This is a genomic window from Achromobacter xylosoxidans, from assembly GCF_002192695.1.
GTDB classification, from domain to species: domain Bacteria; phylum Pseudomonadota; class Gammaproteobacteria; order Burkholderiales; family Burkholderiaceae_B; genus Achromobacter; species Achromobacter xylosoxidans_C.
Map to the genome: position 1 here is coordinate 57,668 of NZ_MTLG01000083.1, position 15,974 is coordinate 73,641.

Consider the following 15,974-nt stretch of genomic DNA (forward strand, 5'->3'; position numbering starts at 1 on the left):
CCGTTCCCGTTTGAACCCGGCCCGCGCAGAAGGTTCAGCGCGGAACCAGAAAATTGCGGTCGCTAACGCTTCGAAATATGGCGCGGACGGTTCAGCTCTCGAACGCCAGCAGCGCCACCGTGGCGAACAGCATCAGCGCGAAGCAGGCTCTCAGCTTGCGTTCAGGCAGGCGGTACGCCAGCTTCACGCCCACCGGCACGAACAGCAGGCTGCCTATCGCCAGCGGCGCGCCGACCAGCCAATCCGCCTGTCCCGCCCAGGAGTAGGTGATCAACGCGATGAAAGAGCCCGGAATCACCATGCTCAGCGCCAGCGCTTGCGCCGTGGTCTGCGGCAGCCTGAACACGGAGGTGATGATGGGCACGGCCAGCACCGCGCCGCCCACGCCGAAGAAACCGCCCAGCGTGCCGCACAGGATGCCCAGCACGCTGGCCCGGCGCGGCGTGAAGACCGGGGCATCGCCCTTGGCCGCCGGCTTGCGCGCGGCGGCGGGACGCGAGGCGCGCCAGGTCTGCCACACATAGAACAGCGCAATGAAGAACAGGAACACGGCGAAGCTGCGGCGCAGGACGCCGGAGTCTATGCCCAGCGCCAGCTGCGCGCCGACCCAGGTGAACACCACGGCGCCGGCGGCGCCCGCCAGCGCCACGCGCTTGTCGATGCGGGTCTGCTGGTTGTACTTGCGCACCGCCATCATGATGGTGGGCAGCACCATGATGAGCGCCGTGCCCTGCGCCAGCTGCTGCGACATGCCCATCAACAGCACCAGCGCGGGAATCGCGATCAGGCCGCCTCCGATGCCCAGCACGCCGCCCATGAAACCGATCAGGCCGCCCGCGGCCAGGCACGCGGCGATAACTAACAGACTCACTTCTTGCTCCAGCAGGCCCGTCCTGTGGCAGGCCGGGCAATCAGAATACGGATATGAAACCGCCGCAGGCCCCGGCCTCAGCGCAACTTGTCCAGCGCGGCGTCCAGCCGGTCCACCGCCCAGATCTCCAGCCCTTCGATGGGCTGGCGCGGCGCGTTGGCCTTGGGGATCAGCGCAATCGAAAAGCCCAGCTTGGCTGCTTCGCGCAGGCGTTCCTGTCCGCGCGGCGCGGGCCGGATCTCGCCCGCCAGGCCGACCTCGCCGAAAGCGATCAGGCCGCGCGGCAGCGGCTTGTCGCGCAGCGAGGACATGATGGCCAGCAGCACCGGCAGGTCGGCCGCGGGTTCGGTGATGCGCACGCCGCCCACCGCGTTGACGAACACGTCCTGGTCGAAGGTGGACACGCCGGCGTGCCGGTGCAGCACGGCCAGCAGCATCGCCAGGCGGTTGCCCTCCAGGCCCACCGTCAGCCGGCGCGGGTTGGGCGCGTGCGAACTATCCACCAGCGCCTGGATCTCCACCAGCAGCGGACGCGTGCCCTCCTGCGTGGCCATCACGCAGGACCCGGCGACCTGCTGTTCGTGCTGCGACAGGAACAGCGCGGACGGATTGGCCACGCCGCGCAGCCCGCGGTCCGTCATGGCGAAGACGCCCAGCTCGTTGACCGCGCCGAAGCGGTTCTTGAAGGCCCGCACCAGGCGGAACGAAGAATGCGTGTCGCCCTCGAAATACAGCACCGTGTCCACGATGTGCTCCAGCACCCGCGGCCCAGCCAGCGCGCCGTCCTTGGTGACGTGGCCGATCATGACGATGGCGATGCCCGTCTGCTTGGCCAGGCGCGTGAGCTGCGCCGCGCATTCGCGCACTTGCGAGACCGAACCCGGCGCGGCGCTCAGCTCGCCGCTGTACAAGGTCTGGATCGAGTCGATCACGGCGACGGTGGGCTTCTGCTCCGACACCGCCGCCTGGATCGACTCCAGCCGGATCTCGGCCAACAGGTTGACGTTGCCCGTCTGCAAGCCCAGGCGGCGCGCGCGCAGGGCCACCTGCTCGGCGGATTCCTCGCCCGTGACGTACAGCACGTTGGTGACTTCGGACAGCGAGGCCAGCGCTTGCAGCAGCAAGGTGGACTTGCCGATGCCCGGGTCGCCGCCGATCAGCACCACGGCGCCGGCCACCAGGCCGCCGCCCAGCACGCGGTCGAACTCTTCCAGCCCGGTAGGCTGGCGCGGCGTTTCACGGGCTTCGATTTCAGACAGGCTGCGCACCGGGCTGGCGGCCGCCAGCGGCGCATAGCGGTGAGAGGCGGCGGCCGGCGCCGACGACTCCACGGTTTCTTCCAGCGTGTTCCAGGCGTTGCAATGCGGGCATTTGCCCTGCCACTTCGGGGTGGTGCCGCCGCAATCGGCGCACACGTATACGGTTCGGGATTTGGCCATGCGCGAAAGTGTACCGGCAAGCCAGGGCGACGGCGCGCGCCAGGCGGGCGCGAACGCGCGCTTTCATCCCCGTGCGCCCCACGATGGTGCAGCTATCTGTCATTCTGCTTTCAAAAACAGGGACGAGCTGAAGTTACATGATGCAAACTCAAGAAATTCTCTGGCGGATTTCTCCAAATCGCGCATAATCATCAAGTGCAGCGCATTGACGAACCGCCCGGCCCAAGGCGGCATACCTGCAGCGACACGCCCTCGGGCGCGGCTGCGGGAATCGCGGCGCAATCACCCGCGGCTTTCCAGGAAGCCGCCTAAACCGGAACAGGACCCGAGCCACGACGAGACCGCCGGACCACCGGCGCGGCGTGCGCAAAGGCCAGACGCGGATGCGCCTTGCCACCAGGCGCATGCGCGAGGAGTACGCGCATGAGCATTACCTACCGCCCCCCTTTCGACGAAGACGATGAACGGGATCTGCGCGCCTTGTATCGCCGGCACGGATCCGGCACCAGTCCCGAATTGGACGCGGCGGTGCGCAGACGTTGGCATCCCGGCCATAGCTGGCACCCCGCCTGGGGCGCTGCCGCTTGCGCGGCCATGGTTTTCGGCCTGTTCGCCTGGACCGAGATGCGCGAAGCCCAGGACTTTGCCGAGCAGAACACGCCTGTCATCACCCCCCACGAAATAGGGACAAGCTCGGAACGCGCGCCCGCGCTGCTGTCCACGCCTGCGCAAGCGCCGGCCGAACAGGTCGCGCCCGTCACCGAACGCGTGACCGCGCCGCCCCAGGAAGAGGTGCCGCAAGCCGCTCCTGCCCAGGAAGCCGCCCCCGCCGCTCAGGAAGCCGCGCCCGCTGAACAGCCGGCCGCCGAACCCGCCGCGCCCGAAACGCCCACCCTCAGCGACCAGGACATCGAAGCCCGCGTGACGCACATCCGGGCGCTGGTGCGCGAGGAACAACAGGAAGAGGCCGTGCAGGCGCTGCGCGAATTGCAGCAAGCCGCGCCCGACCTGACCCTGCCCGACGACCTGCAGGAACTGGCTCAACAGATCCCCTCCTGAACGCCGCCTGCGCATCGGACCCGCGCCCCGCGCGGACCAATGCGCGGGCGTGTCCGATTTCGCTGCGGCGCGGCCCGGCTTCTTGCTAACATAGCCGCCATGAGTCCGAGCTTCCACCACCGCAATCTTCCCCATCTGCTGCTCTACGCGCGCGAAACGCTGATGGCGCACTTCCGCCCCATCCTGCATGCCGCGGGCGTCACCGAACAACAATGGCGGGTGCTGCGCACGCTGAGCGAGGTGGGCTCCATGGAACCCAACCAGATCGCCCGCACCTGCCAGATTCTCAGCCCCAGCCTCACCCGCATGCTGGCGGGCATGCAGGAACAGGGCCTGATCAAGCGCACACGCTCCAGCGCCGATCAGCGGCGCCAGGAAATTTCGCTGACACCCAAGAGCAACAAGCTGATCGACCGCATGCGTCCGCAAGTGGACGCGAAGTACCAGGAAATCGAAGCCCGTATCGGCAAGGAATTGCTGGACCGCCTGTACCGCGACGTCGACACCATGGTCGAACTGATCAAGCGCGAGCCCGCCGACCCGCGCGCCTCCGAAGACGAATGATCAGGCCGGCACCGGGAAGATCGCGTTGATCTGTCCCGTGCCGGAACTGGCGAAGTAGTCGGTCACGATCTCCACCGGCTGGTCGTAGCCGTCCCAGCCCAAGAGGCCCAGCAGCATCGCGGTGTCGTGCATGCCGCCTTCGCCCACGCACAGGTCGGCGTATTCGGGCAGCATGGCGCAGAAGGTCTTCCAGTCGCCCTGGCGCCACAACTCCACCACGCGCAAGTCCACCTGCCGGAAGAATTCGCGGCTGATCTGGTGCATGGCGGCCTCGGGGCTGCCGTTGTCGTTGAAGCGGTGCGACAGCGAACCGCTGGCCAGCACCGCCACGCGGCCGTCGCTGGCCTCGATGGCCTGGCGCAGCGCCGCCCCGAAGCGGCGGCTTTCGTCCAGCGAATGCCAGGCGCACCAGGCGGCTACCGACACCACGTTGAAGCGCCCGTCGCCATTCATGTAGCGCATCGGCACCAAGGTGCCGTACTCCAGCTCCAGGCTGTCGATCTCGTGCGAGCGCGTACCCACGCCCGCCGCGTTGGCGCATTCGGCGATGCGGCGTCCCAGCTGCGGATTGCCGCGATAGGCGTAGTCCATGTCCTTGATGAAATGCGGCAGCTCGTTGCTGGTGTAGCGGCCCTTGAAGCCGCTGTTGCAGTTCACGTGATAGCCGCCGTTGACCAGCCAGTGCACGTCCAGCACCACGATGCTGTCCACGTCCAGGTCGCGGCAACGCTGGCCAATGACGCGGTGCCCCTGGATCGCGGCCTCCCTGCAGCCCTGGTGCTTGCCAGGCAGTTCCGAAAGATACATGGACGGCACATGCGTTACCTTGGCCGCCAGCGCGAGCTTGCCCATGATGCTAGTCTCCTCGTTTTTGTGGATCCGGGCCGGATTCAGACGCCCCACCGGGGGATGTGGTGGCTGCCCATGGACACGCACACGTTCTTGATCTCGGCAAAGACTTCGTAACTGTATTCGCCGCCTTCGCGTCCCGTGCCCGATTCCTTGGTGCCGCCGAAGGGCTGGCGCAGGTCGCGCACGTTCTGGCTATTGATGAACACCATGCCGGCTTCGATGCCGCGGGCCAGGCGGTGCGCCCGGCCGATGTCGCGGGTCCAGATGTAGGAGGCCAGGCCATACTTCACGTCGTTGGCCAGCGCCAGGCCTTCGGCCTCGTCCTTGAACGGCAGCAGGCAGGCGACCGGTCCGAAGATTTCTTCCTGCGCGCAGCGCATGCGGTTGTCGACGTCGGCCAGCACCGTGGGGCTGACGAAATTGCCGCCCGCCAGATGGGCCGGCAAGCCGGCGGGCCGGTCCGCGCCGCCCGCGAGTAGGCGCGCGCCTTCCTGCTCGGCCAGGCGGATGTAGCCCGTGACCTTTTCCCAGTGCTGGCGCGTGATCATCGCGCCCACATGGGTATTGTCATCGGTGGGGTCGCCCACGGCCAGGCGCTGCGCACGCTCGGCAAACCTGCGCACGAAATCGTCATAGATGGATTGCTGGATGAAGATGCGCGAACCCGCGGTGCAGCGCTCGCCGTTGAGCGAAAAGATGGTGAAGAGCGCCGCGTCCAGCGCCCGCTCCACATCCGCGTCGTCGAAGATCAGCACGGGCGATTTGCCGCCCAGTTCCATCGAATATTTCTTGACGCCGCCGGCGCTGGCCAGAATCTTCTTGCCCGTCACGGTGCCGCCCGTGAAGGAAATCGCGCGCACGCCAGGGTGGCGCACCAGCGCATCGCCAGCGGTGGCGCCGTAGCCCTGCACCACGTTCAGCACACCGGCCGGAATGCCGGCCTCCAGCGCCAGCATGCCCAACTGGTCCGCCGTCAGCGGCGAAAGCTCGGACATCTTCAGCACCGCGGTGTTGCCCAGCGCCAGGCACGGCGCGGTCTTCCAGGTGGCGGTCATGAACGGCACGTTCCAGGGCGACACCAGCGCGCACACGCCCACCGGCTGGTACAGCGTGTAGTTCAGCATCTGGTCGTCCACCGGATAGGTGTGGCCGTTCATGCGCGTGCAGACCTCGGCGAAGAAGTTGAAATTCTCCGATGCGCGCGGGATCAGCTGCTTGCGGGTCTGCGAGATCGGCAGCCCGGTGTCGCGGGTTTCCAGTTCGGCCAGCTGCGGCACGTTCTGGTCTATGAGTTCGCCCAGCCGGCGCATCAAACGGGCGCGTTCCTTGGCGGGCGTGTTGGCCCACTTGGGAAAGGCCGCGGCCGCGGCCGCCACGGCGGCGTCGACCTCGGCCTGGCCGCCTGCGGCGACCTCGGCGATGGCCTCGCCCGTGGCCGGGTTGCTGGTGATGAAGCGGTCGCTGCTGTCGACCTGCTTGCCGTTGATCCAGTGCTTGATGCTCACGCGAGGCTCCTCGTCCGGTCCGCGCCGGATGCTGCGGCGCAAATATAATTAACAGGTTAACGTTATGCTTGCCCGACCGGACTGTCAACGTCGGGAAACCCCCAGGCCTGGGCAAGCCTCATGGCCTGCTGGCGGATTGTCGCAATCCCGGATTTTCATTAATATAGTTAACATGATAATTACATTCGGTGGAGCAAGGCCATGCCCCATATCTGGATCGAATACTCGGGCAATCTGGCCCTGGATACGCAGGCCCTGATGCGGACCGTGCAGGACGCCGCCGTGGGCGACGGCAGCCTGTTCCCGCTGGCCGGCGCGCGCACCCGCGCGCTGCGGGTGGACGACTGCCTGATCGTCGACGGCCATCCCGACAACGCCTTCGTCCATGTGGTGCTGCGCATCGGCCACGGCCGCAACGCCGAACAGAAGGCCGCGCTCGGTGAACGGGTGTTCCAGGCGCTGAGCGCCGCGCTGGCGCCGCAGATGGCGGCGCGCCCGCTGGGCATCTCGATGCAGATCGAGGAAGCCGACCCGGTGCTGAACTACAAGCTCAACAACTACCGCGAACACCTAGCCGCGCGCGCAGCCGCCGCGGCCGCGCCGTGGCCGCGGACCGTGGTGGGCGCGGCGCTCAACACGCGCCAGGCGTTGGCCGCGCTGGGCGAGGCCGTGGACGCCCCTCCATACAAGGCCGCCCCCAAGGCGCCCGTGCTCTACATCAAGCCGGCCAACACCTATGCGCGCCATGGCGACGTGATCACCCTGCCCGCCGACGTGGACGAGGTCGAAGTGGGCGCCTGCCTGGGCGTGGTGTTCGCCCGCCGCGCCACCCGCGTGAGCGAAGCCGAGGCGCTCAACTACGTAGCGGGCTACCGCGTGGTGGCCGACCTGTCCGTGCCGCATGCCAGTTACTTCCGCCCCGCGCTCAAGCAGAAATGCCGCGACGGTTTCTGCCCCATCGGCCTGGATCTCGCCCCCGCGGCCGCGGTCGGCGACCCAGACGCGCTGGACATCGAAGTGCGCATCGACGGCCAGGTGGCGCAGCGCGCCAGCACCGCCGACCTGATCCGCCCCGTGGCGCGGCTGATCGCCGACGTCACCCAGTTCATGACGCTGGAAGCGGGCGACATCCTGCTGGTCGGCGCCCCCCACGGCGCGCCGCAAGCCCGTGCCGGACAGCGCTTCGACATCAGCATTTCCCGCGTCGGCACGCTGGGCAATGCGCTGGCCGCCGCCCGCTAAGCACAGGAACCCGCCATGAAACATGCCCGCATCTCCCTGGACGGCGTCATCCATGCCGCCACCAAAGCCGGTCCCGGCCAGGTCCGCCTGGCCGACGGACGCGTGTACGCCGAAGACGCGGTGCAATGGCTGCCGCCGTTCGAGCCGCGCACCACTTTCACGCTGGCCATCAACTATGCCGACCACGCCAAGGAACTGGCGTTCAAGGCGCCCGACGAACCGCTGGGTTTCCTCAAGGCCGCCAACACCTTTGTCGGCCACCGCGCCCGGACCTTGCGCCCCGCCGACGTCGCCTTCATGCACTACGAATGCGAACTGGCGGTGGTGATAGGCAAGACCGCCCGCAAGGTCAGCCGCGCCCAGGCCTATGACTGCGTGGCCGGCTACACCGTGGCCAACGACTACGCGCTGCGCGACTACCTGGAAAACTGGTACCGCCCCAACCTGCGCGTCAAAAGCCGCGACACCTGCACGCCGCTCGGCCCCTGGCTGGTGGACCGCGACGACGTGCCGGACCCCATGAACCTGAACCTGCGCACCACCGTCAACGGCGTGGAGACGCAGCGCGGCAATACCCGCGACATGGTGTTCGACGTGCCCGCGCTGATCGAGTACTTCAGCAGCTTCATGACGCTCTCGCCCGGCGACCTGATCCTGACGGGCACGCCCGACGGCATCGTCAACGTGCAGCCCGGCGACGAAGTCGTGACCGAAATCGAAGGCGTGGGGCGGCTGGTCAACACGCTGGTCCCCTGCCCCGACTGACTCCACTTCAACTCCATCACACCTGGAACCCCGATGCTAGACAACGACACCGTGCGCGCCATCGCCGCGCGCCTGCATGAAGCCGAACGCACCCGCCAGCAGATCCGCCAGATTTCGCTCGAGTATCCCGACATCACGATCGCCGACGCCTACGCCATCCAGCGCGCCTGGATGGACATCAAGCTGGCCGAGGGCCGGGTCAAGCGCGGACACAAGATCGGCCTGACCTCGCGTGCCATGCAGCAGGCCTCGCAGATCGACGAGCCCGACTTCGGCATGCTGCTGGACGATATGTTCTTCAACGACGGCGCGGACATACCCGCGGGCCGCTTCATCCTGCCGCGGCTGGAAGTCGAACTGGCCTTCGTGCTGGGCAAGCGCCTGCAAGGCCCCAACGTCACGCTGTTCCAGGTCTATGACGCGGTCGACTACGTGATCCCGGCGCTGGAAATCATCGACGCGCGCTCGCACAGCATCGACCCCGACAGCAAGCGCCCGCGCAAGGTCTTCGACACCATCGCCGACAATGCCGCCAACGCCGGCGTGGTGATGGGCGGACGGCCGGTGAAGATCGGCGAGCTGGACCTGCGCTGGATCGGCGCCATCCTGTCGCGCAACGCCGTCATCGAGGAAACCGGCGTGGCCGCCGGCGTCTTGAACCATCCCGCCAATGGCGTAGTATGGCTGGCGAACAAGCTGGCCGCCCACGACGTGGCGCTGGAGGCGGGAGAGATCATCCTGTCGGGTTCCTTCACCCGGCCGGTGCTGGCCCGCCCTGGCGATACCTTCAACGTCGATTACGGCGTGCTGGGTTCCGTCAACTGCCACTTCATCTGACCGCGCCACCATCCATGGACATACTGACCAATACCTTCAAGCAGGCCTTGCGCAGCGGCAAGCCCCAGATCGGCCTGTGGGCGGGCCTGGCCAGCGCCTACTCGACCGAGATCATCGCCGGCGCCGGTTTCGACTGGTTGCTGATCGACGGCGAACACGCCCCCAACACCTTGCAGACCACGCTGCAGCAGCTGCAATCCATGGCCGCCTATCCGGTCGCGCCGGTGGTGCGGCCGGCCTGGAACGACGCGGTGCAAATCAAGCAGATCCTGGACACGGGCGCGCAGACGCTGCTGGTGCCCATGGTCCAGTCCGCGGAAGAAGCCGCGGCCGCCGTGGCCGCGGTGCGCTATCCGCCGCAAGGCGTGCGCGGCGTGGGCAGCGCGCTGGCCCGCTCATCGCGCTGGAACCGCATCCCCGACTACCTGCGCCGCGCCAACGACGAGATGTGCGTGCTGGTGCAGATCGAAACGCCGCGCGGCGTGGACGCGCTGGAAGAGATCCTGGCGGTGGACGGCGTCGACGGCGCCTTCATCGGCCCGGCCGACCTGTCGGCCAGCATGGGCTACCTGGGCCAGCCCGAGCATCCGGACGTGGTCAAGGCGATCGACGACGCCATCCTGCGCATCGTGCGCAGCGGCAAGGCCGCCGGCATCCTGCACAGCGGCGTGGACCGCGCCAAGCACTATCTGTCGCTGGGCGCCACCTTCGTGGCCGTGGGCGTGGATGCCACGCTGCTGGCGCGCGCGGCCGAGCAGTTGGCCGGCCAGTTCAAGAACGCTGCCGCGCCCGCGGCGGCCAAGGGTCCGTACTGACCCCGGCGCCGGGGCTCCCCGCCCCGGCCCGATTCAACCCCTTGCCAGGAACTCGCGCACGGCGGTGTTGAACAATAGCGGGCGCTCCAGATGCGCGGCATGCCCGCAGTCCGGCAGCACGCACAGGCTGCCATGGGTCAGCGTCGCGCGCAGGGCCAGCGCCGAAGCCAGCGGATGGCTGCGTTCATGTTCGCCCGATATGACCAGCACCGGCGCGCGTACCGCCGCCAGCGTCCGCGTGTAGTCCACGCCTTCGACTGCCGCGATCATCGAGGCCGCGCCGGCGGCGCTCATGGACATGCCGTCTTCCAGGCAGGCCGCGTAGGCCGGCGCCTGCTCCCCATCCTGGAACCAGGCGCCCAGCACGCGCCTTGCGGTGGCCCGCGGACCCTCCGAGCGCAGGCGCGCCAAGGTCTGGTCCATGGGTTCGAAGCGCGCGGCGGCATCGACCCTCAAGCCCGCGCCATACAGCACGGCCCGGCCCACGCGCCGCGGAGCCGCGCACAGCAACTGCTGCGCAACGAAACCGCTGAACGAATGCCCCAAGACGTCGAAGCTGCCTAAGCCCAGTTCGTCCGCCAGCGCGACGAGCGCGTCCGCGTAGGCCGGCAATCCCTGCAAGGGAGCCGCTTGCGCGCCGCGTCCGAAGCCGGGCCAATCCACGGCGATCACGTCATGCTCATCGGCCAGCACGTCCGCCAGGCCGTTCCAGATCGCGGACGATGAACAAAAGCCATGCAACAGGAACAGCGGACGGCCTGAGCCGCGGCGCGTGTACTCCATGTCCAGCTCCTCAGTTGTCCAGCACCACGCCGGATTCGCGCACCACCTCCTGCCATCGCGGCGCTTCGCTGCGCCACGCGGAGGCGAACGACGCCGGCGTGTCCTGCCCGGGCACGAAGCCGCCGGCCAGGAACGCCTGGCGCACCTCGGGCAAGGCCAGTACCTCATGCAGGACCTCGGCAAAGCGCGCCACGCGTTCGGGCGGCGTGCCCTTGGGCGCGGCGAAGCCCCACCAATTGCCCTGCACCACGTCCGGCATGCCGGCCTCGCCGGCGGTAGGCACGTCGGGCAGGCCGGCGAAGCGCTCGGGCGCCGCCACCGCCAGGGCCCGCACCTTGCCCTGCGGCATGTAGGCCGCAGCGATGCTGTAGCCGCCGATATACATCTGGATCTCGTTGGCCAGCAAGGCCTGCACGCCCGGCGAGGACCCTCGGTAGGCGATGTGCGTCATGCCCGCGCCCATGGCGTGCGACAAGCGGTAGCCGGAAAGATGCGGCGTGGTGCCCATGCCCGGCGAACCATAGTTCAGCTTGCCGGCCTGCGCGCGCGCATACTGCGCGAACTGCGCGTAGTCCTGCGCCGGCACCTGCGCGCTGACGTAGACGAAGGCCGGCACGTCCGCCAGCTTGCCCACCGGCTCCAGGTCGGCCAGTGGGTCGAAGCCCAGCTTGCGGTACAGGAACTGGTTGATGACGAAATTGTTGGTCGCGCCCAGCACCAGCGTGTAGCCGTCGGGCTTGGCGCGCGCCACTTCCAGCGCGCCGATATTGCCGCCGGCGCCGGTCTTGTAATCGACGATCAGAGGCTGGCCCAGGCGCTTTTCCAGCAAGGGCTGGATCTGGCGCATGGCGACATCGCCCGCCGCGCCCGGCGCGTACGGCAGGACGATGCGGATGGGGTGATCGGGATACTGCGCCCGGGCGGCCAGCGGCGATGCCGCCACGCCCAAGGCTAGCAAAACGGATACGGCGCAAGTCCGGTACGTCATGGTGTTCTCCCTGGCCGGCGGGCGTCGCCCGCGCACGCGCCGGCCCGGCGGCCGGCAGTTTTCCTCGCGGATGCTACAGGTCGATGCGCATCAGGTCGTGCGCCAGCCGCAGCGGGCCCGAGTAGTTCTTGCGGATGTCGGCCACGATCTCGTCCATCAGGTGCGGCCCCATCAGTTCCACCGGCAGATGCTTGGCCGCGGCGCGCTTGATCACCGGGCTGGACGAATCGAAGTGGCCGAAGTGCGTCGCCACCAGGCTCTTGACGCCGGCGCGGCTGGCGATGATGCCCAGGTCCGTGGGACTGGTATGCGCATAGGTGCCCACGCCGGTCTTGGCGCGGTGCGCAATGAACGATTCGGGGAAGGTGCATTCATGGATCAGCAGGTCGGCGTCCTGCGCCAGCCGCACCATGGCTTCACAGGGCGCGGTGTCGCCGCTGAACGCGATGACCTTGCCTTCGGCCTCCACCCGCACGCCGAAGCATTCGCACACGTCGCGCGGAATGTGCTCCACCCAGTCGACCGAAATGCGCACGCGGCCATCGTCGAACACCGGCCCGGGACTGACTTCGCGCACTTCCGGACGCATGGCTTCCAGGTTGGCCTGGCGCACGGGATAGGCGCTGCGCGCCTGGTAGTCGGTATGGTAGGCGCCGTTCTCGAACAGGTGGTCGACGAAATGGCGCGTGCCCTTGGGCCCCAGCACCAGCGGCGCGCCGGTCTTGTTCAGCATCCAGCTGGAGATGACGAAGTAGGGATAGTCGCAGATATGGTCGTGGTGCAGGTGCGTCAGGAACACGAAACCCACCTTGGCGGGATCGACATTGGCGCGCACCATCTGGCGCGTGGCGCCCTCGCCGCAGTCGAACAGGTAGTGGGTATCGTCATCCAGGGTCAGCAGGATGGCGGACTGGCCCCGGTCGGGATCGGGCAGCGCGGCTCCGGTTCCCAGCATCGTGATCTTCATGGTTTCCCCTTTTGCACAGGTCGTTGAACTGCAATCCAGTATAGGTATGGGGTGCATACAATCTAATCAATTATTAGAATGCTGTGATAACCAAGAGGAATTGCAAAAAATGCCTGCCACGCCCCGGATTCCAGAGCTGCACCACATCGGCGGACGCCTGCGCATGCGCCACCTGGACCTGCTGCGCGCCCTCTATGCGCTGGGCAGCGTGCACAAGGCCGCGGCCGAGCTCGGCATGACGCAGCCCGCCGCCAGCAAGCAGCTGCTGGAACTGGAGGACATGTTCGGCGTGCCGCTGTTCCAGCGCACGCGCCGCGGCATCGTGCCCACGGGCTTTGGCCATGCGCTGGCGCGCAAGGCCGACGTGCTCTGGTCCGACCTGTCCGGCGCCCGCAACGAGATCGCCGCGCTGGCCGCGGGCGCCAGCGGCAGGATCCGCGTCGGCGTGCAGCAGGTGGCCCTGCCCGTGCTGGTGCCGCGCGCCCTGCAGCGCCTGCGCGCCGACCATGCCGGCGTCACCGTCATGCTGCAGGAAGGCGCGCACGACGCGCTGCTGGCCGGCCTGGCGCGCGGTGAACTCGATTGCGTGCTGGGACGCCTGATGCTGGACGCCACGCAGCCCGTGTTCCGTACCGAGGTCCTGTACGAAGAGCCCATCTGCGTGGTGGCGCGCGTCGGCCATCCGCTGGCCAAGTCCACCCGCATTACCGCCGCCGCGCTGGCGCGGCAGGACTGGATCCTGCCGCCGCCGCAGGCGCCGCTGCGCCAGCGAATCGATTCCTACTTCGCCGAACAGGGACTGACGCTGCGCGCGCCCATGGCCGAATCGGTATCATTGCTGGCCAACGAGGTGCTATTGCGCAGCAGCGACGTGCTCTCGGCCATGCCGCGCGCCGTGGCGCAGCACTACGCCGCGCTGGGCGTGCTTGCAATCCTGAGATTCCGGCCCGACTGGAACCTGCCGCCGGTGGGCGTGGTGCAGCGGGCGCAGGTGGAAGCGGCGCCGGCGCTGCAGCGCTTTCTGGATGCGCTGCGGGTGGAGGCCGGGGCGCTGGGCGCGTAGCGCCGCAACCGCCCCGCCGGTGTCAGGCGTACTGCGCGAGACCGTAGCCGAAAGACCAGTTTTCTTTTGCCACTTCCACCAGGTTCACGAACACGTCCTCGGGCCGCAGGCCGGGATCATCGCCCAGGCGCTGCGCGATCCGCTGGAACAGCGCCTTCTTCTGTTCCAGGCTGCGCGTGTTGTTCGCCGTGATCTGGATGTACACAAGGTCGTCGCTGCGCGCCACATCCATGTAGGTCGGGCTGTAGCGGAAGTTCGGCGCCTCATGCTCGGTCATGGTCATGAACTGGTCGTCTTCGGGCACATTGAACGTTTCTCGCATGGCCAGGTAGATATTGTCGAAGATGGCCTGGCGATAGGCTTGCGGCTTTCCCGCGCGCAATGAGACATGGACTAGCGGCATGGTGGGTTCTCCCTGTTGAGCTGCCTCATGTTATCCATTCTGATAAGCTATGGCTCTACATTTCAATAATAAGTATCTGAAATGATTGAGCGCTCGTTGGACGTCGCTGCCGTCAGGGCCTTTGTCCGCATTGCCGAGCTGGGCAGTTTCACGCGCGCCGCCGAAGTCCTGCAGACGACACAGGCGGCCATCAGCCTGAAACTCAAGCGGCTCGAGGACCGGCTGGGCTTTCGCCTGATCGAACGCACGCCGCGGTACGTGGAGCTTTCGGCGCGGGGGGCCGCCTTTCTTGGACAGGCGCGCGAACTCCTGGCGGCGCACGACCGCGCGTTGTCCGTGGCGGCCGAGGGCAGGCAACGCCTTGCCATCGGCATCAGCGAACATGTGGCGGGCCCCGAACTGCCGGCGCTGATCGCACGCATGAACGCGGCGGATCCTCAGTTGCTGATCGAAATCCGGATTGCCTCGTCCGGCGACCTGCTCCAAAGCTACGACCGGCGCGAACTCGATACGGTGATCGTGCGCCTGCATGCGGGACGCAACGACGGCCAGGTTCTGACCAAGGAGAAATTCGGCTGGTTCGCGGCGCCCGGCTGGCAGCATCGGGCAGGCGAACCGCTGCCCCTGGCCACCATGGCGCAACCTTGCGGCGTGCGCGCCATCGCCGAACAATTGCTCGATGAATCGGGCGTACCCTGGACGGAGGTCTTTGTGGGCGGCGGCGTGATGGCGGTCGCGGCCGCCGTGATGGCGGGACTCGGCGTTGCGGCGCTGTCTCCGCGCATGCTGCCCTTCGGCGCGGTCGACGCGGGCCCGAGGCTGGGGCTGCCTGCCCTGCCGCAATTGCCCGTCATATTGCACACGCGGGTCAGGGATGGCCGCAAGCGGGATGCGCTAACGGCCCTGGGCGCTGCGTTCCGCAGCGCGGTGAAGGGCTGAAACCAAGGCTGAAAGCCTCAGGAACGACCGCCCAGGCTGCCGCCGCCGTCCACGCCCAGCACCTGGCCGGTGATGAAACCCGCGTCGTCCGACAACAGGAAGGCGATCGCGGCCGCGACTTCGGCGGGCGTGCCCAGGCGCTTCATGGGCACCGAGGCCAGCGCGCGCTTTTCCGCGTCGCTGCCGGCCGGCCGCGTGGCGCGGAACATCTCGGTTTCGATCGGGCCAGGAGCCACCGCGTTGGCGGTGACGCCGTACTCGGCCAGCTCCAGCGCCCAGGTGCGCGTGCAGCCCACCAGCGCGCTCTTGGCGGCCGAATAGGCGGTGCGCTCCAGGCCGCCGTGGATGGCGCGGCTGACCACGTTGACGATGCGCCCGGCGCGGCGCACCTTCATGGACTCGATGAACGCCTGGGTGACCTGCACCGCCACGCGCACGTTCAGGTCGAGCACGTTGTACAGCGTGGCAAGATCGATCTCGCCCAGCGGCTGGGGCGAGACGATGCCCACGTTGTTGACCACGGCGTCGACCGGGAATTTCTCGCGGATCTCGCGCAGCACTTCCTCGGTGCGGCCGGCATCGGCCAGGTCACAGGCGTAGAGATAGCCCGGAAAGTCCACGTCGGTGGTGTTGCGCGCGATGCCCACCACATGACAGCCCATGTCGGACAGCCGCTGAGTAAGCGCCCAGCCTATGCCTTTGGTGGCGCCCGTGACGAGCACGCATTTGTCCTTCATGGGTTGAAACCTCGCTTCTGTTTTCTTGGTAAAAACGGGCGCTTGAGCGCCCGGTCTTCCAAGTAGACACCATCCGGCGCTGCCTGTCTTGTAAATTGCGTAGCAATTATTGCCAGCCGGACGATCCGCCAGACGGCGCGGAACC

The 15,974-nt window shown here is 67.6% G+C and carries 17 protein-coding genes; 8 read left to right on the top strand and 9 right to left on the bottom strand.

All coding sequences use genetic code 11. The features are described from left to right. Positions 1-91 precede the first annotated feature (91 nt). Positions 92-871 (bottom strand): sulfite exporter TauE/SafE family protein, encoded by a 780-nt coding sequence (locus tag BRO63_RS19510; RefSeq protein ID WP_088141385.1) that lies wholly within the window; start codon positions 869-871, stop codon positions 92-94. A 77-nt stretch (positions 872-948) separates the two neighbouring features. Beyond that, on the bottom strand, positions 949-2,310 hold the full coding sequence (gene radA, locus BRO63_RS19515; RefSeq protein ID WP_088141386.1) for a DNA repair protein RadA: 1,362 nt from the start codon (positions 2,308-2,310) through the stop codon (positions 949-951). Positions 2,311-2,733: 423 nt separating this feature from the next. Here radA and BRO63_RS19520 point away from each other — a divergent pair, with 423 nt between their 5' ends. Next, entirely contained in the window at positions 2,734-3,369 is a 636-nt protein-coding gene (locus BRO63_RS19520) for a hypothetical protein (protein WP_088141387.1), read from the top strand. A gap of 99 nt (positions 3,370-3,468) precedes the next feature. Continuing rightward, complete coding sequence (gene hpaR, locus BRO63_RS19525) at positions 3,469-3,933, top strand: homoprotocatechuate degradation operon regulator HpaR (protein WP_088141388.1); 465 nt, start codon at positions 3,469-3,471, stop codon at positions 3,931-3,933. Here hpaR and hpaD read toward each other — a convergent pair whose 3' ends face one another. Together hpaD and hpaE are read right to left on the bottom strand one after the other, a co-directional pair. After that, complete coding sequence (gene hpaD, locus BRO63_RS19530) at positions 3,934-4,785, bottom strand: 3,4-dihydroxyphenylacetate 2,3-dioxygenase (RefSeq protein WP_088141389.1); 852 nt, start codon at positions 4,783-4,785, stop codon at positions 3,934-3,936. 38 nt (positions 4,786-4,823) lie between these two features. Continuing rightward, positions 4,824-6,290, bottom strand: a complete 1,467-nt coding sequence (gene hpaE, locus BRO63_RS19535) for a 5-carboxymethyl-2-hydroxymuconate semialdehyde dehydrogenase (RefSeq protein ID WP_088141390.1) — start codon at positions 6,288-6,290, stop codon at positions 4,824-4,826. Positions 6,291-6,491: 201 nt separating this feature from the next. Between hpaE and BRO63_RS19540 the strand changes: the two genes are divergently transcribed. The 4 genes from BRO63_RS19540 to hpaI are packed head-to-tail and all read left to right on the top strand — an operon-like array spanning position 6,492 to position 9,949. Continuing rightward, the gene (locus BRO63_RS19540; protein WP_088141391.1) at positions 6,492-7,532 is read left to right on the top strand and encodes a fumarylacetoacetate hydrolase family protein; all 1,041 of its coding nucleotides are present in this window, start codon (positions 6,492-6,494) and stop codon (positions 7,530-7,532) included. Positions 7,533-7,547: 15 nt separating this feature from the next. Next, a complete protein-coding gene (locus tag BRO63_RS19545; protein ID WP_088141392.1) occupies positions 7,548-8,297 on the top strand; it encodes a fumarylacetoacetate hydrolase family protein in 750 nt (249 codons plus the stop codon). 33 nt (positions 8,298-8,330) lie between these two features. Beyond that, positions 8,331-9,134 carry a 2-oxo-hept-4-ene-1,7-dioate hydratase gene (hpaH, locus tag BRO63_RS19550; RefSeq protein WP_088141393.1) on the top strand — a complete coding sequence of 268 codons (804 nt, stop codon included), beginning with the start codon at positions 8,331-8,333 and terminating at the stop codon, positions 9,132-9,134. A 14-nt stretch (positions 9,135-9,148) separates the two neighbouring features. Then, on the top strand, positions 9,149-9,949 hold the full coding sequence (gene hpaI, locus BRO63_RS19555) for a 4-hydroxy-2-oxoheptanedioate aldolase (protein WP_088141394.1): 801 nt from the start codon (positions 9,149-9,151) through the stop codon (positions 9,947-9,949). A 33-nt stretch (positions 9,950-9,982) separates the two neighbouring features. Here hpaI and BRO63_RS19560 read toward each other — a convergent pair whose 3' ends face one another. The 3 genes from BRO63_RS19560 to BRO63_RS19570 form a co-directional block, all read right to left on the bottom strand. Further along, entirely contained in the window at positions 9,983-10,732 is a 750-nt protein-coding gene (locus BRO63_RS19560) for an alpha/beta fold hydrolase (protein ID WP_088141395.1), read from the bottom strand. Between the two features lie 10 nt (positions 10,733-10,742). Further along, the gene (locus tag BRO63_RS19565) at positions 10,743-11,720 is read right to left on the bottom strand and encodes a Bug family tripartite tricarboxylate transporter substrate binding protein (protein WP_088141396.1); all 978 of its coding nucleotides are present in this window, start codon (positions 11,718-11,720) and stop codon (positions 10,743-10,745) included. 73 nt (positions 11,721-11,793) lie between these two features. Then, on the bottom strand, positions 11,794-12,687 hold the full coding sequence (locus BRO63_RS19570) for an MBL fold metallo-hydrolase (RefSeq protein ID WP_088141397.1): 894 nt from the start codon (positions 12,685-12,687) through the stop codon (positions 11,794-11,796). 109 nt (positions 12,688-12,796) lie between these two features. Here BRO63_RS19570 and BRO63_RS19575 point away from each other — a divergent pair, with 109 nt between their 5' ends. Continuing rightward, the gene (locus tag BRO63_RS19575; RefSeq protein ID WP_088141398.1) at positions 12,797-13,750 is read left to right on the top strand and encodes a LysR substrate-binding domain-containing protein; all 954 of its coding nucleotides are present in this window, start codon (positions 12,797-12,799) and stop codon (positions 13,748-13,750) included. 22 nt (positions 13,751-13,772) lie between these two features. On the opposite strand, the gene BRO63_RS19580 is transcribed toward BRO63_RS19575, so the two are convergent. Then, a complete protein-coding gene (locus BRO63_RS19580; protein WP_088141399.1) occupies positions 13,773-14,153 on the bottom strand; it encodes a tautomerase family protein in 381 nt (126 codons plus the stop codon). An 81-nt stretch (positions 14,154-14,234) separates the two neighbouring features. Here BRO63_RS19580 and BRO63_RS19585 point away from each other — a divergent pair, with 81 nt between their 5' ends. Further along, entirely contained in the window at positions 14,235-15,092 is an 858-nt protein-coding gene (locus tag BRO63_RS19585) for a LysR family transcriptional regulator (protein ID WP_088141400.1), read from the top strand. A gap of 17 nt (positions 15,093-15,109) precedes the next feature. Here the strand turns inward: BRO63_RS19585 and BRO63_RS19590 are convergent, their stop codons facing one another. Further along, positions 15,110-15,829: an SDR family oxidoreductase gene (locus tag BRO63_RS19590; RefSeq protein ID WP_042794220.1), complete on the bottom strand. Its 720-nt coding sequence runs from the start codon at positions 15,827-15,829 to the stop codon at positions 15,110-15,112. Positions 15,830-15,974: the final 145 nt, after the last annotated feature.